The organism is Mucilaginibacter sp. Mucisp73, assembly GCF_059491465.1.
In genome coordinates this window covers 5,388,473-5,403,085 of sequence record NZ_CP168507.1, presented here as the reverse complement: position 1 = coordinate 5,403,085, position 14,613 = coordinate 5,388,473, and the positions used below count along the sequence as shown (strand labels likewise).

The window sequence follows — 14,613 nt, the reverse complement described above, 5'->3', positions numbered from 1 at the left end:
TTAAAAAAAATTATTGCTCCTCCCTTCAGGAGGGCGGAGGGCATTTATTAACTTTGCCTTAATGATAAGTGTGGCTACTCCTTTTAACCTGCTGGGGCAGGATCTTTTATTATTACCACAAAAAGCTATTTACTGGCAGCAGCAAAGCGCCCTGATAATTGCCGATGTGCATTTGGGCAAAGTGGGCCATTTCCGTAAAGCCGGCATAGCAATACCAAGGGATATGGAGCAGAGTGACCTGGCCGTACTTTCCGATCTTATTTATGAACACAAGCCGGAAAAGTTAATTTTTTTGGGCGATCTGTTCCATAGCGATATGAATAACGATTGGGATTGGTTTATCCTTTGGCGCAGCCAGTTCCCTGCGTTGCAGATCATGCTGGTCCGCGGCAACCATGATATCATTGCAGATAAGCATTATCATAACCTGAATATCGAACTGCACGACGAATTGTTGATCGGCCCTTTCCTCATGATGCACCATCCTCTTGCCAATGACCAGGACGAAAAAACGGGTTACGTTTTTTGCGGGCATATCCACCCTGGGGTAAACTTAAGCGGCCGGGCACGTCAAAGCATTACGTTGCCTTGCTTTGCCTTTGGCAATAAACAGGGAATTTTACCATCCTTCGGGAAATTTACCGGGCGGGTAGCTATCCGGAGCCTTCAAAACGACAGGATCTTTGCCGTTTTGAAAGATAAAGTTGTGGCTATAGCCTGATTTTCATCTACAAAATGCACTAAATTCATCAATTTCCCTGTCATCGTATTGTATTTGGATGTTGAATACCAGGACATTATTTTAGATTGATTCTAAATAGCTTTTTGGTCTCCAATAAGCCAAAACCTCTTCTATGTTTTGTTATTTAATAAATACTTTTGCCTAATAAATCCAATTCATAATGAGCGAATTCAAACAAACCTTAAACTCGTCGCTGGGCAAAAAGCTGATCATGGCTTTAACAGGCTTGTTTCTGTGTACCTTTTTAATTGTGCACGTAGGCGGCAACCTGTTGTTGTTTAACAACGATAACGGTTTCAGTTTTAACGTGTATGCCAACTTCCTTACGCATTTTCCGCCTATTGAAGTTATAGCATACCTGTTGTACCTTTCCATTTTAGTGCATGCACTATACGGTTTGATCCTGACTGTCAAAAACCGTAAAGCCCGCCCTGTACGCTATGCGGTAGCGGCAAAATCTGATGCCTCATGGTCATCAAAAAACATGGGCCTGCTGGGTTCAGTCCTGTTCCTGTTCATCGTTATCCACATGGGCGATTTCTGGTTCCGTTACCATAACGACAAAACCATGGGCTTTAAAGAGTACCGTACCGATCTGGCAACAGGCGAAACAAAGGTTAGCGATTACACACCGGCCAATGCCGAATTCAGCCACTCGGTATCAACCGAAAACAATGTGGAAGTTGTAAGGGTAAAAGACCTGCACGCGCGTGTTGCTTACAGTTTCAGCAACATTATCTACGTTATATTTTACGTAATAGCCATGGGCGCTGTAGCATTTCACTTGTTACATGGTTTCCAGAGCGCGTTCCGTACGCTGGGCTGGGTACACCGTAAATATACACCGGTAGTTTACTTTATTGGTACATGGCTGTTTGCAGTTATCATTCCGCTGCTTTTTGCCGCCATGCCGGTTTATTATTACTATTTATCAACCCAGGGAGCTCACTAAGTTAGCTGGCCCAAAGCCACAAACATAAATACAAAGAAGAGATGACATTAGATGCTAAAATTCCTCAAGGCCCATTAGCCGAAAAATGGAGCAAGCATAAATTTGATCTGAAGCTGGTTAACCCCGCCAACAAGCGTAAATACGATATCATCATTGTAGGTACCGGTTTGGCAGGCGCTTCGGCAGCTGCCACTTTAGGCGAGCTGGGTTACAACGTTAAGGCATTTTGTTTCCAGGACAGCCCCCGCCGTGCACACTCTATTGCTGCACAGGGTGGTATCAATGCCGCTAAAAACTACCAAAACGACGGCGATAGCGTTTTCCGTTTATTTTACGATACCATTAAAGGTGGTGACTACCGCGCCCGTGAAGCCAACGTTCACCGTTTGGCCGAGGTTTCAGTAAACATCATTGACCAGTGCGTTGCACAAGGTGTACCTTTTGCCCGCGAATACGGCGGTTTGCTGGATAACCGTTCATTCGGTGGTTCGCAGGTATCGCGTACATTTTACGCGAGGGGTCAAACAGGACAACAATTATTGTTAGGTGCGTACTCTGCCCTTAACCGCCAGATCCACGCTGGTAAAGTAAAAATGTACACCCGTCACGAAATGTTAGACGTGGTAACTATCGATGGCCATGCCAAAGGTATTGTTACCCGTAATATGCTCACCGGCGCTATCGATACGCATGCAGGCCATGCGGTATTATTGTGTACAGGCGGCTACAGCAACGTTTTCTACCTGTCAACAAACGCTATAGGCTCAAATGTAACGGCAGCCTGGAGGGCACACAAACGTGGTGCTTTCTTCGGTAACCCTTGCTATACTCAAATTCACCCAACCTGTATCCCGGTAACAGGTGATCACCAGTCGAAGCTTACGCTGATGTCAGAGTCATTGCGTAACGACGGTAGGGTATGGGCTCCTAAAACTGTTGAAATTGCCGAGCAACTGCGCAAAGGCACATTGAAGGCGGACCAGGTTAAAGAAGACGACCGTGATTACTTCCTTGAGCGTAAATATCCCGCTTTCGGTAACCTTGTTCCGCGCGACGTGGCTTCACGTAACGCTAAAGAAATGGTTGAAGAAGGCAGAGGCGTAGGAGGTTCTGGCTTCGCGGTATTCCTTGACTTTGCCGATGCTATTAAACGTTTAGGCGAAGAAACCGTTAAAGCCAAATACGGTAACCTGTTTGATATGTACATCCAGATCACCGACGAGAACCCATACAAACAACCAATGCGTATTTACCCTGCGGTTCACTATACCATGGGCGGCCTTTGGGTTGATTATAACCTGAGCACTACAATCCCTGGTTTATATGCTTTAGGTGAGTGTAACTTCTCAGATCACGGTGCAAACCGTTTGGGTGCATCTGCATTGATGCAGGGTTTATCTGATGGATATTTCGTGATCCCTTATACCCTTGGCGATTACCTGGCTAAAATTGGCCCTAAAAAAGTTGATACCAGCCACCCGGCGTTTGAAAAAACCAAACAGGATGTTATCGCACATATAAGTAAATTATTAGCTCTTAAAGGCACTAAAACCACTAACGAATACCACCGCGAACTTGGCCATATTATGTGGGAGTATTGCGGCATGGCCCGCACCGAAGAAGGCCTGAAAAAGGCCAAAGGCCTGATCCAGGCTTTGAAAGCTGATTTCTGGAAAAATGCTATCGTAACCGGCGAAAACGAAGAAGTGAACGCTTCGTTAGAAAGAGCTGGTCGTGTGGCCGACTTTATCGAACTTGGCGAGCTGATGATCGACGACGCTTTAATGCGTAAAGAATCATGCGGTGGCCACTTCAGGGTTGAATCACAAACTGCAGATGGTGAAGCGCTTCGCGATGACGAAAACTTCGCGTTTGTAGCTGCCTGGGAGTTTAAAGGCGAGAACCAACCAGAAGAGTTACATAAAGAGCAGCTGACATTTGAAGCAGTTCACCTGTCTCAAAGAAACTATGCTTAATTAGATTTGAGATATTAGATGTGAGATTTGAGACAAAGTAAATCGTTTAAGGTCTCTCATCTAAACCTCGATTTTAATATTTGAAGAACATGCACAACTTAAAAGAATTGAAAATTTGGCAAAAAGCCATTGATTTAGCGGTCTTGGTTTACAAAGCAACCGTAAACTATCCTGCTGATGAGCGATTTGGCTTAACAAGCCAGATAAGGCGTGCAGCCGTTTCAATTCCTTCAAATATTGCTGAAGGAGCCGGGCGCAACTCTAATAAGGAGTTTTGCCACTTTTTAGGCATTGCTAATGGTTCTTCATATGAGCTGCAAACACAATTAGTTATATCAAATAAATTAGGCCTTTTAAAAGACGACGAATTAAACGATCTGCTTAAACAGATCGAGGAATTGCAGAAGATGAATTATGCTTTTCAAAAAATGCTGTCAAACTAACTGATAAAAAGTCTCATGTCTCAAATCTCATATCTCAAATCTAAGTAGAATGAACGGAAATATGAACCTGACGCTTAAAGTATGGCGTCAAAAAAATGCTCAAACCCCGGGTAAATTCGTAAGCTATAAAGCTGAGAACATTTCTCCCGACATGTCGTTCCTTGAAATGCTCGACGTGGTTAACGAAAGCCTGATCCACAAAGGCGATGAGCCAATTAACTTTGACCACGACTGCCGCGAAGGTATTTGCGGGATGTGTTCATTATATATCAACGGTCACCCACACGGACCAAAACGTGGTATCACTACCTGTCAGCTGCACATGCGTACCTTCCACGATGGTGAAACTATCACCATTGAGCCATGGCGCGCGGAAGCATTCCCTATCGTAAAAGATTTAGCGGTTGACCGCTCTGCATTTGACAGGATCCAGCAAGCTGGTGGTTATGTTTCGGTGAACACCGGTGGTGTACCTGATGGTAACGCTATCCCAATCCCTAAAGTTATTGCTGATGAAGCTTTCAACTCTGCTACCTGTATTGGCTGCGGAGCCTGCGTTGCTGCCTGTAAAAATGCCTCGGCTATGTTGTTTGTATCGGCTAAGATCACCCAGTTAGGCTTATTGCCACAAGGTCAGCCTGAGCGCTACCGTCGCGTGCAATCAATGGTTGCCCAAATGGACGAAGAAGGTTTTGGCAGCTGTACTAACACCGGTGCCTGCGAAGCCGAGTGCCCTAAGGAAATTAAATTGACTAACATTGCCCGTATGAACAACGACTATTTTAGCGCGAAACTGTTCAGGGAAGAAGAAGTACATGAGCAGGGTCATTAATTGATCCTCTTTTAGGATATAGTAAACGACCCGGCTTGTCCGGGCCGTTTTATGTTTTACTCAGAAGTTTTTAAAACGGCTTGATAAAATGAGATAATAAAAATGCTCCTGGGTTTTTGGGGAACAAGCACGCAAATTTTTTTGATCTGGCTCAAGACTTAGAACTCGGGACTTTCGGCTTATTCCTCTCCCACCAGCTTAAATACCATCCCATCCATATCTTCGGAGATCCTGATCTGGCAAGCCAGTCTGCTTGCAGGTGGAGCGTAGGGCAGCGTATCCAATACGTCGAGCTCGGTATCTGTCGCGATAAAATATTCCTCGGGACCTTCTATCACCTGTACGTGACAGGTGGCACAAAGCGCCATACCACCGCAGGTGGCCAGTATATCGTACTCAGATGCCTTCAGTACTTCCATCAGGCTCAGGTTTATGCCTTCCGGAATTTCAATGGGCCTGCTGCCTCCGTCGCGGTCAATTATGGTTAAATTTATCATGGCTAAAAAGCGCTTACACCGTAAACGGTGGTGTATTTAAAACTCAGTTTTTGCTCGGGGTAAACATATTTGAAAGCACTTTGGGCCATTAACGCACTTTCATGAAAACCGCAGAGTATCAGCTTAAGCTTACCCGGGTAGGTATTGATATCACCAATGGCATAAATGCGTTCGATATTGGTGCTGTAATCAACTGTATTTACCGCGATGGCTGATCTGTCGATATTCAACCCCCAGTCGGCAATAGGGCCAAGCTTAGGGCTAAGGCCAAATAAAGGAATGAGGTGGTCGGCTTCAATATGGCTTACCTGCTGGTCCCGGTCAAGCAGGGTGATCTCCTGCAAGCGGTCATCGCCGGTTAAGGCAACTACATTTGATTTAAGGATCAGGTCGATCTTGCCTTCCCTGGCCAGTTCAAATACCTTTTCGGCACTATCGGGCGCTCCGCGGAAAGTATCCCCCCGATGAACCAGTGTAACCCGCTCGGCTACATTGCTTAGAAAAACGGCCCAGTCCAGGGCGGAATCGCCGCCACCTGCAAGCACCACTTTTTTATCCCGGAAATGTTCGGGATTTTTCACCATGTAGGCTACGCCTTTTCCCTCAAAATCCGTAAGGTGGTCAATTTCTGGTTTGCGGGGTTCAAAACAGCCAAGGCCGCCGGCAATCACTACTACCTGGCAATGTACAAGCGTACCATCGCTAGTAATGATGTTATAGGAACCGTCATCATTGCGTTGCAGGTTTTCTACCCGCTCGCCCAAACTAAAGGTAGGGTGAAACGGGGCTATCTGCAGCATCAAATTATCCACCAGTTGCTGTGCGGTAACATCAGGATAACCGGGAATATCATAAATAGGTTTATGCGGATAGATTTCGGAAAGCTGGCCGCCAACCTGTGGCAGCACATCGATAAGATGGCAGCGCATTTTTAGCAGCCCGGCTTCAAAAACAGCAAATAAACCAACAGGTCCCGCGCCTATAATGCAGATATCGGTAGTAATTTTTTCCATGTATGATCGCCTTTGATTCAGCAATCAAATTTGCCGCTAAACCAACTGGCAATCAAATGATATAAAGTAATATAAGATTACTTTAAGTTATAATTGGCAAGGCAAAAACGCTTAAATAACTCTATCAGTTTGCTGTGTTTGCCATGCAATTGTATGAACTGAAAAGTGCGGAAAATCTCTAATCCTTTAACATCAATAATGGTGAGCTCGTTGTACTTTAACTCGCTTACTACCGATTGAATGGAAAGAAATGTCGCTGTTTCTGAGTATAAAAGGTATTGTTTTATGGCGATACTGCTCTCCAGTTGAATCTCGATGTTCAGGTCTTTAGGGTTGATCTGCACGGCGGCCAGGGCATTGAAGATAACATCCAGGGTGCCCGATCCGGCTTCCCTTAAAACCAACGGGATAGCGGGTAATTGTTTGGGAGTGATCTCGGTCTTTTTGGATAACTTATTGTTAGCACTGGTTACCAGTACAATTTCATCTTTAATAAAATCGGTATAGGATAATTGCGGCGAATGGGCAGCCCCTTCTACAATGGCAATATCTATTTTTTCGGCCAGTACCAGCTGCGAGATCTGATCGGTATTGGCCTGGATAAAATTGAAAGTAACCTTGGGATATGTTTTTTTAAACATAGCCAACAGTTTGGGCAAAATAGTTTGCGCCACGGTGGTACTGGCCCCTATGTGCAGTGTACCGGCTTCCAGGTTGTTAAGCTGTGCCAGTTCAGTTTCCAGGTCGGTATAGGTTTGGAAAATCTTTTCGGCATATTTTTCAAGGATCTTGCCGGCGGCGGTAAGGGAAATATTATTGCCGTTTCGTTTAAACAACTGTACACTGAGCTGCTGCTCCAACTCCTTGATATGTTTGGTGACCGCTGGCTGGGTAATAAACAGTTCGGATGCAGCCTTGGTAAAGCTTAACCGCTGTGATACCGTATAAAAAACCTTCAGCCTGAAATCAAATATCATTGGGCCAATTTAGGAATAAATAGTTTATCCGGTATGGCATTGTGAGTAAGCATCAAGGCAACCTGAAAAAAAATAGTTATGACATAAGGAATTTATTTTAAGGATGTTCTGCGAAGGCCGCGTTAGATTCTGTGTTGATATGCAAAAGTTATTTTTTATTTTTGAGTCTTAGGCAGCTTTATGTTAGCCTGTTTAGGGCAGTCCTTCAATTGAAGCGACTGCTCTAACTATTTTCGGATATGTGTGCATTCTGTTGAAGGTAGTGTTTTTCGAATGGTTTGTTGGTTTTGTATATAGTGTATACCATCTCCAATAATTTTCTTTGTACTGCTACAGTAGCTTTCATTTTCACGCTATTTCGGGATACGATCCGGACAAATATAGCTTTATATCTTTCTGAATGTCTTATGGCCGCTAATGCAGGTAAGTGCATGGCTTTTCGTAAATGCTTGTTCCCCCTTTTAGATATCTTGGGTTTGCCCTTAACGGATGAGCCGGATTCTTTTTCCCTGACATCCAGCCCGGCGTAACTGGTCAGCTGCTTTTTACTCCTGATCAGCTCAAAGCCGTTTGTTTCGGCTATGATCACAGTGGCCGTTAATAAGCCGACTCCAGGAATAGTGGTAATGGTAGCCAGTGTTTGTTTTAAATGTTTGTCCTGTGCTACAGCTGTTCTAATCTCAGTAAGTATTTCTTTAAGTTGTTCACCAATCATCTTTATCCTGTCCATCATTCTGCGGATAGTATCTTCCCCCGGAAAAGCTTCGGACTGTTCAGCATGTAGCTGGTTCTTGATCATGGTTCTTTCTGCAATAAGTTGTTCTCTTTCACGGGTTATCTGCCGCAGAGTCCTGAACACCCTTTTGGGTTGTACCCAGTTATCCAGTTTCTTTTCAAGTCCGAACATGGCTATGGCAAAAGACATTGATTTATCGGTAATTGTTTTGATCTCCAGTGTCTTGAAGAAGTTCGAGATCTTGTTGGGCATGACAATACTTACAGCATACCCTTTGCCGGCCAGATAATAAGCAAGGCGCTCGTGGTATACACCTGTGGCCTCCATTACATATCTTAATGGATATTGGGGGATGCTTTGCTTGTTTATCCATACTTCCAGGTTTGCAAATCCTTTTTCATTGTTTGGAAAAATCTTGTTCGCATAAACTGTTATAACTGCCTGCTCATCCATCTTGCCGATAGAAACCACCAGCTCTTTTTGAGCCACATCAATACCTACTACTTGTTTTAATAATCTGCTTGCCATTGATCAAAGTTTTTAACTGTTATAAGTGAAAACCTTTCTTCGTTTTTCCTCCTGTTGGTTATCCTGGATATACTGCCTGGTCGTATTCCTTACATTCTGTTCAAACTCAAAAAAGTAAAGGAGTGAGGCTATATCTAACGCTCAACATGCTCAAGGCTGTTTGGGATTGCTGTGCTCTCACTCTTTTCACTCATAAAATCATTACAATAATATTAGATGTAAACATAGGAGGGATTGCAGTGTAAAGCCCACAGCGTGTAGAGGGATTGCGGGCGGGAAAAGCGAGGACTTGTAACGGAAAGCCCGGGCCGCAGGCAACGCCCATTTTATAAAATTGATTTAAAATATACCTATAATCAATAATTTGCAATCACGTCATTATGCGGCGCGGCAATCGCATACTATACAGCGCGACTATGATTCCGTGCGATTGCCACGCTTCGTTTACAGCAATGACATAAAGTTAGGTCAATGTATCTATTTAATTCGTAGCCAATTGCGGGCTGGCATCCTTGCGTTTCAGGATCAAAGCTGTTATCAGCGCAATCACCAGGCCTACGGGCAGTATCTCCATGTAAGTAAGCACGATTACGCCGAAGGGGCTTTTGTACATATTAACATAACCGGCCATGCTTGCTTCCTGTTGCTTAAGTTCGGCAGCCGTAGCACCATGGGCTTTGGCTTCCCTTAAAACATGGGCGACGTATTTGGTCATAAAATCGGGGTAAAAGTTATAGAACTCTATTAACCACACAATCACATAAACTGTTGAGGTGATCAACACAATGTAAAGGCCGATCATAAAAGCTTTGCCGAAACTAATTATGCCTTCGTTGTATTTGTCACGGTAATTTTTGATGGCTACAAATATCAGCGAAAACGCCAGCAACATGGAGCCATAGCCCACCCACATGTTGCCCTGAAAGTTGGGGTTGTTATAGCAAATGGCTCCCGAAATTCCTCCGGTAGCAGCAATGATGAGGCCGGAGATTGATCCAAAAACAAATACATTCTTTTTCATATCGTTTTATGTTTTGATAGAGCAAATTTGGCTTGTCAGAAACTTTTCGGGCTCATACTTTAGGGTGATTTTGAAAAATATGCTGCCATTAGTACTAAAGTATGAAGCGGGTTAAGGAATAATGCTGAGCCGCTTCCCCATTTCCACGGCCTGGGTGCGGCGTTTAACCTCCATTTTTTCAAACACTTTTGCCGAATGTGTTTTGATGGTATTCAACGATACAAATAAGCGCTCTGAAATTTCCTGGTTACTTAACCCTTCGGCCATTAATTGCAAAACATCAAGCTCGCGTTTGCTGAGGCCAAGCTTTTCCACCTCTGTCTGGTTAATGATAAATTCAGGTCCGTTATTTACATAAACCTGTTTTTCTACAACAACTGTTTTGGGTTTGGTAAGTTTAAGCGCCAGCCAAATTCCTAATACGGTAAAAAACACTGCTATGGCACCCATGTAAATTTCATAGGCATTATCAACAATGATCAGTTTAAGCTCAAGCCATTTCAGCAAAAACAACAGCAGTGCAAGCGCTATCGCGTACAGTATGGTATGTTTGTTTTTTGCCAATAAATTTGAAGCCATATTACGATCACATGATTGATCTTAAAATTAGGATTATTTAAGATAACCAGAAAAGCACACAAAACAAAAAAGCGGAAAAACATCCCGCTCTTAAATTTAATCTATCAGGGTAATCCCTTAATTCTGAAAGTCATGGTTCCTTTTATTCATCAGCTTTAGCCGCGTCTTTCTTAGCTTTTTTATCAGCTTTTAATTTTGCATAGGCTTTTTGTTGTTCGGGGGTGAAAATCTTGTTTAAGCCGGCGGCGGTGCGTTGTTTAATCTTTTGATCGGCCAGGTGACTGGTTTTTTTATCCTGTTTCAGTTTTTTCAGGCTATCGATACTTGTTGCCTGGGCAAGCAGGATAACATTGACTTTTTTTGCCTGGTCGGCAGTAAGTTTTAAGTTTTTTTGCAGGTGTTCGGTTTTGTTGGCCGCTTTTTGAGCAGGCGTTTTTTCAACCTTTTTTTGTGCGTTGGCTGCGTAGTTTAGTCCGCAGGCAAGGGCCAGTAGCATCAATAGTTTTTTCATATTTTTTAGTTTTTGCAGATAATTAATTTATTGACAATATAGATGAGTTTTGGTTTAAATGGGTATGTGTATAATTTTCTTTGACAATTAAATTAAACCAAAGGGTTCTTTTATGGTCGTACTAATGCAAAAGTTAAATTTTTAATTTAATAACCCGGATACTATGAAAAAGGCTGTTAAGTACTGGTGTGGCTTTGTTATGTTGTTGTGTTTGTTTCCCGTATTTACTGCCTTTTTGCCGGGCTATCCTAATGCAAGTTTAAAATTTCCATATAAGCAGGCGGGTTTAACACCCGAACAGGCCGCGGCTCATTTACTGAGCCGTTTTACTTATGGGGCAACCCCGGGCGAAGTAGAAGAAGTATCCAAAATCGGCCCCGAAAAGTGGTTTGCCCAACAGTTGGATGCCCAACTCCCGGATGATTCCCTTAATCAACTGTTAAATAAATATGATGCCTTAAAACTGAGCAATACAGAAGTTGTTGCCCAATACCCCAAAGGCGCGCAGGTTTTGCGAATGGCTGTAAGGGATGGTATAGTTAACAAAGATTCGGTAAAAACAGATCGCAAAGCTTATCGCGATCAGTTGCAAAACTACATGCAGCAAAACGGATTAAAGCCCGAGCAGGAACTGTTACGCCAATTCATCAACCAAAAAATATTAAGAGCTGCTTACAGCAATAATCAATTACAGGAAGTAATGACCAGTTTCTGGTTCAATCATTTCAATGTATCTATAGTAAAAAACGACTGTTCGCAATATATCCCCGCTTATGAGCGCGATGTGATCCGCCCTAATGCCCTTGGCAAATTTAATGATTTGTTATTGGCCACTGCCAAATCGCCGGCCATGCTATATTACCTGGATAATTTTAGCAGTTCGGGGAATAAGGACAATATGGAGCAAGGTAACAGGCCGATCCGCCGCCGGCTGATGCAGCAAATGCAGGGTGCGGATACGGATCGTTTTGCCAATATGCCCAAACTAAACAAAACAAAAAAAGCACAGGGGCTTAATGAAAATTACGCCCGCGAGGTAATGGAACTGCATACCCTTGGCGTTGACGGCGGCTATACCCAGCAGGATGTTACCCAGGCGGCTAAAGTACTTACCGGCTGGTCGGTTTACCCGATGGGCACTTACGGACAAGCAGGCCAAAAACTCATGAACCGTATTGGGGATGAAAAACTGCAAAGCCGTGGTTTTGTACATGAGGGCGATTTTCTGTTTAACCCTAACAAACATGATAGCGGCGAAAAGACGGTATTAGGCCATCATTTTGCTGCCGGAGGCGGGTACGAGGAGGGCGTGCAACTGCTTAATATGCTGGCACATCAACAAGCTACGGCGAAATTTATAGCAAAGAAAATAGCTGTGCGCTTTGTGAGCGATAACCCGCCGCAGAGCCTTATTGATAAAATGGCCCGTACCTTTATGAATAAGGATGGGGATATTAAACAGGTACTGATCACCATGGTTGATGCGCCTGAATTTTGGAGCGCGGCAGCCGTAAGGGAAAAAACAAAATCGCCTTTTGAACTGGCCATAGGCTCGGTACGTTCATTGCATGCCGATATTACCCAGCCTTACCAGTTGTTTAACTGGATCAATAAAATGGGCGAAAAGATGTACTATTACCAGGCCCCAACGGGCTTCCCCGATAAAGGCCAATACTGGATCAATACCGGCGCACTGCTTAACCGTATGAATTTTGGTTTGGCGTTGGCATCGGGCCGGATCCCGGGTGTAAAGGTTGATCTTGCAGCACTCAATAACCATCACGAACCCGAAAGCGCACAGGCCGCACTTATCACCTATAGTAAAATCATTATGCCTGGCCGTAAGCTTGATGAAACCATCAAACGGCTTACCCCCATGCTTAACGATCCCAAACTTATGGAAAAGGTTGGCGAAGCCAGCGCTAAAACTCCTGCAGCAACCGCGGTACCAGTAGCTGCCAATGATGAAATGATGGATCAGCAGGCGGGTTTAAAAGGCAAACGGAAAAATAATTTTATAGCGATGCAAAGCACCTCGGGCAATAATTCTATGCTGGCACAGGTGGTTGGCGTTATCATTGGTTCACCCGAATATCAAAGGCGTTAAATAGCAGGAGGATTTAAAAATGGTGTCAAGAAGAGGCTTTTTAAAATCGGGCGGACTGGCCCTTTTAGGTGTAGGATTACTGGGCGGCATACCCGGTTTTTTAGCTGAGGCAGCCGCAAGCGAAAAAATCTTATCGCCCTATAAAAAGAAAAAAACGCTGGTATGTATCTTTCAGCGGGGAGCTATGGATGGCCTGATGGCTGTTACCCCCTTTACCGACGATTATTTGAAAGCTGCCCGGCCAAACCTGTTCATGTCGGCTGCCAAAAGTGGTACAGGTAATCCGCTGATAGACCTGGACGGGCGTTTTGGTTTGCACCCTGCCATGAAGGCCTTTGAACCCCTGTTTCGCGAAAAACGTTTGGGCATTGTTCACGGCATAGGTTCGCCTAATAATACCCGTTCGCATTTTGATGCACAGGATTATATGGAATCGGGCACTCCATTCAATAAAGGAACCTCAAGCGGCTGGCTTAACCGGGCTGTAGGTTTGCTTGGGCATGATGCGCTTACACCATTTACGGCCGTGAGCATGACATCGGCCATGCCACGTTCTTTTTATGGCGACAATCCCTCGGTGGCCATCAGCAATCTCCAGGATTTTGCCATTCAATTGCGGGGCAACCCTGCCGGAGCCAATATCGCGGCCAAAAGTTTTGAAGATCTGTATGATCAAACCGCATCGGGCTTACTGAAGCAAACAGGAAAGGAAAGTTTTGAGGCGATGAAAATGCTGCAGAAAACCGATGTTAAAAATTATACACCGGCCAATGGCGCTGTTTACCCCAGCTCGGCATTGGGCAATTCGTTGAAACAAATAGCCCAACTCATTAAAATGGATGTGGGGCTGGAAGTTGCCTTTGCCGAATCAAACGGTTGGGATACCCACTTTAACCAGGGAACCGAAAACGGCATCTTTGCCCGTAATGTTGCCGACCTAAGCAACAGTATAATGGCGCTGTGGACCGACCTGGGCACCTACCAGGACGATGTTACCATAATGACCATGACCGAGTTTGGCCGTACCGTGCATCAAAACGGGACTGGCGGTACCGATCATGGCCGCGCTTCATGTAACTTTATTTTAGGTAATGATGTAAGCGGCGGTTTAGTGTATGGCGATGTAAAGCCGCTCGCCGTTGAAAACCTTGAAGATGGCCGCGACCTTGCCGTAACTACCGATTTCAGGAGCGTGTTCAGCTCAGTAGCGGATAAGCATCTTGCGATAAATAATGATCATATACTGTTTCCCGACTGGAAAGGGGATAGGGCGAATGTAATGAAGGGATAAAAGCGGGCTGCCGCGGTTTTAGCGATAGCCTAACCCACGATTGAATATCCCTGAAGTTTCTAACTTCAGCTCATTCACTGGCCCAAGTTGTGCGATAACGTAAATCGGCCTAAAACCGGGCAAAGCATTTTGCCTGCGAAAGCAACAACTTTTAGCTATAAAAAATGGTGGCGCTGTTTTGTCAGTACTTTTTTTCCAAAACCTTCCAGGTTTATTTTTGCTCAAAAAATATCAAAAAATCAGTAGCATAAAAGCCTTCGAAAAAGCACTGTTGAAACATTAACTTTGTATTCCCTAAAGTTTTAATCATTGATTGTCAGTTATTTGTCTATGTTTCACTAAAAGCGATAAGGCGTTGATTATCAGCGCATGTGGTGTTTTAATGTGTTTCGTGTTTCACTCTTAAAA

General features: G+C 44.2%; 14 protein-coding genes. 7 read left to right on the top strand and 7 right to left on the bottom strand.

Annotated features, from left to right (window positions below; translation table 11 throughout):
• The first annotated feature begins 61 nt into the window (after positions 1-61).
• The 5 genes from pdeM to ACEN82_RS22275 all read left to right on the top strand — a co-directional run bounded on the left by pdeM (position 62) and on the right by ACEN82_RS22275 (position 4,945).
• The gene (pdeM, locus tag ACEN82_RS22295; RefSeq protein ID WP_413322902.1) at positions 62-721 is read left to right on the top strand and encodes a ligase-associated DNA damage response endonuclease PdeM; all 660 of its coding nucleotides are present in this window, start codon (positions 62-64) and stop codon (positions 719-721) included.
• A 181-nt stretch (positions 722-902) separates the two neighbouring features.
• A complete protein-coding gene (locus ACEN82_RS22290) occupies positions 903-1,694 on the top strand; it encodes a succinate dehydrogenase cytochrome b subunit (protein WP_090530615.1) in 792 nt (263 codons plus the stop codon).
• A gap of 41 nt (positions 1,695-1,735) precedes the next feature.
• Positions 1,736-3,670 (top strand): fumarate reductase/succinate dehydrogenase flavoprotein subunit, encoded by a 1,935-nt coding sequence (locus ACEN82_RS22285; RefSeq protein ID WP_188834344.1) that lies wholly within the window; start codon positions 1,736-1,738, stop codon positions 3,668-3,670.
• 89 nt (positions 3,671-3,759) lie between these two features.
• A complete protein-coding gene (locus ACEN82_RS22280; RefSeq protein WP_354484390.1) occupies positions 3,760-4,113 on the top strand; it encodes a four helix bundle protein in 354 nt (117 codons plus the stop codon).
• A gap of 49 nt (positions 4,114-4,162) precedes the next feature.
• The gene (locus ACEN82_RS22275) at positions 4,163-4,945 is read left to right on the top strand and encodes a succinate dehydrogenase/fumarate reductase iron-sulfur subunit (protein WP_354484388.1); all 783 of its coding nucleotides are present in this window, start codon (positions 4,163-4,165) and stop codon (positions 4,943-4,945) included.
• A 179-nt stretch (positions 4,946-5,124) separates the two neighbouring features.
• Here the strand turns inward: ACEN82_RS22275 and ACEN82_RS22270 are convergent, their stop codons facing one another.
• The 7 genes from ACEN82_RS22270 to ACEN82_RS22240 all read right to left on the bottom strand — a co-directional run bounded on the left by ACEN82_RS22270 (position 5,125) and on the right by ACEN82_RS22240 (position 10,807).
• The gene (locus ACEN82_RS22270; protein ID WP_413322903.1) at positions 5,125-5,442 is read right to left on the bottom strand and encodes a 2Fe-2S iron-sulfur cluster-binding protein; all 318 of its coding nucleotides are present in this window, start codon (positions 5,440-5,442) and stop codon (positions 5,125-5,127) included.
• A 2-nt stretch (positions 5,443-5,444) separates the two neighbouring features.
• Positions 5,445-6,455: an NAD(P)/FAD-dependent oxidoreductase gene (locus ACEN82_RS22265; protein WP_413322904.1), complete on the bottom strand. Its 1,011-nt coding sequence runs from the start codon at positions 6,453-6,455 to the stop codon at positions 5,445-5,447.
• A gap of 77 nt (positions 6,456-6,532) precedes the next feature.
• A complete protein-coding gene (locus ACEN82_RS22260; RefSeq protein ID WP_354484384.1) occupies positions 6,533-7,432 on the bottom strand; it encodes a LysR substrate-binding domain-containing protein in 900 nt (299 codons plus the stop codon).
• A 223-nt stretch (positions 7,433-7,655) separates the two neighbouring features.
• Positions 7,656-8,696 carry an IS110 family RNA-guided transposase gene (locus tag ACEN82_RS22255; RefSeq protein WP_413323217.1) on the bottom strand — a complete coding sequence of 347 codons (1,041 nt, stop codon included), beginning with the start codon at positions 8,694-8,696 and terminating at the stop codon, positions 7,656-7,658.
• Positions 8,697-9,177: 481 nt separating this feature from the next.
• Positions 9,178-9,717, bottom strand: coding sequence for a DUF4199 domain-containing protein (locus ACEN82_RS22250; RefSeq protein WP_413322183.1), 540 nt, complete (start codon positions 9,715-9,717; stop codon positions 9,178-9,180).
• A gap of 111 nt (positions 9,718-9,828) precedes the next feature.
• Complete coding sequence (locus ACEN82_RS22245; RefSeq protein WP_413322182.1) at positions 9,829-10,296, bottom strand: response regulator transcription factor; 468 nt, start codon at positions 10,294-10,296, stop codon at positions 9,829-9,831.
• Between the two features lie 142 nt (positions 10,297-10,438).
• On the bottom strand, positions 10,439-10,807 hold the full coding sequence (locus ACEN82_RS22240) for a hypothetical protein (RefSeq protein WP_413322181.1): 369 nt from the start codon (positions 10,805-10,807) through the stop codon (positions 10,439-10,441).
• 163 nt (positions 10,808-10,970) lie between these two features.
• Here ACEN82_RS22240 and ACEN82_RS22235 point away from each other — a divergent pair, with 163 nt between their 5' ends.
• Positions 10,971-12,914 (top strand): DUF1800 domain-containing protein, encoded by a 1,944-nt coding sequence (locus ACEN82_RS22235; RefSeq protein WP_413322180.1) that lies wholly within the window; start codon positions 10,971-10,973, stop codon positions 12,912-12,914.
• Positions 12,915-12,933: 19 nt separating this feature from the next.
• Positions 12,934-14,205: a DUF1501 domain-containing protein gene (locus ACEN82_RS22230; protein ID WP_413322179.1), complete on the top strand. Its 1,272-nt coding sequence runs from the start codon at positions 12,934-12,936 to the stop codon at positions 14,203-14,205.
• Positions 14,206-14,613: the final 408 nt, after the last annotated feature.

What these genes read in the sequence shown, in the direction of transcription:
- pdeM (WP_413322902.1), top strand. Translation starts at nt 62, where the DNA reads ATGATAAGTGTGGCTACTCCTTTTAACCTGCTGGGGCAGGATCTTTTA.
- ACEN82_RS22290 (WP_090530615.1), top strand. Translation starts at nt 903, where the DNA reads ATGAGCGAATTCAAACAAACCTTAAACTCGTCGCTGGGCAAAAAGCTG.
- ACEN82_RS22285 (WP_188834344.1), top strand. Translation starts at nt 1,736, where the DNA reads ATGACATTAGATGCTAAAATTCCTCAAGGCCCATTAGCCGAAAAATGG.
- ACEN82_RS22280 (WP_354484390.1), top strand. Translation starts at nt 3,760, where the DNA reads ATGCACAACTTAAAAGAATTGAAAATTTGGCAAAAAGCCATTGATTTA.
- ACEN82_RS22275 (WP_354484388.1), top strand. Translation starts at nt 4,163, where the DNA reads ATGAACGGAAATATGAACCTGACGCTTAAAGTATGGCGTCAAAAAAAT.
- ACEN82_RS22270 (WP_413322903.1), bottom strand. Translation starts at nt 5,442, where the DNA reads ATGATAAATTTAACCATAATTGACCGCGACGGAGGCAGCAGGCCCATT.
- ACEN82_RS22265 (WP_413322904.1), bottom strand. Translation starts at nt 6,455, where the DNA reads ATGGAAAAAATTACTACCGATATCTGCATTATAGGCGCGGGACCTGTT.
- ACEN82_RS22260 (WP_354484384.1), bottom strand. Translation starts at nt 7,432, where the DNA reads ATGATATTTGATTTCAGGCTGAAGGTTTTTTATACGGTATCACAGCGG.
- ACEN82_RS22255 (WP_413323217.1), bottom strand. Translation starts at nt 8,696, where the DNA reads ATGGCAAGCAGATTATTAAAACAAGTAGTAGGTATTGATGTGGCTCAA.
- ACEN82_RS22250 (WP_413322183.1), bottom strand. Translation starts at nt 9,717, where the DNA reads ATGAAAAAGAATGTATTTGTTTTTGGATCAATCTCCGGCCTCATCATT.
- ACEN82_RS22245 (WP_413322182.1), bottom strand. Translation starts at nt 10,296, where the DNA reads ATGGCTTCAAATTTATTGGCAAAAAACAAACATACCATACTGTACGCG.
- ACEN82_RS22240 (WP_413322181.1), bottom strand. Translation starts at nt 10,807, where the DNA reads ATGAAAAAACTATTGATGCTACTGGCCCTTGCCTGCGGACTAAACTAC.
- ACEN82_RS22235 (WP_413322180.1), top strand. Translation starts at nt 10,971, where the DNA reads ATGAAAAAGGCTGTTAAGTACTGGTGTGGCTTTGTTATGTTGTTGTGT.
- ACEN82_RS22230 (WP_413322179.1), top strand. Translation starts at nt 12,934, where the DNA reads ATGGTGTCAAGAAGAGGCTTTTTAAAATCGGGCGGACTGGCCCTTTTA.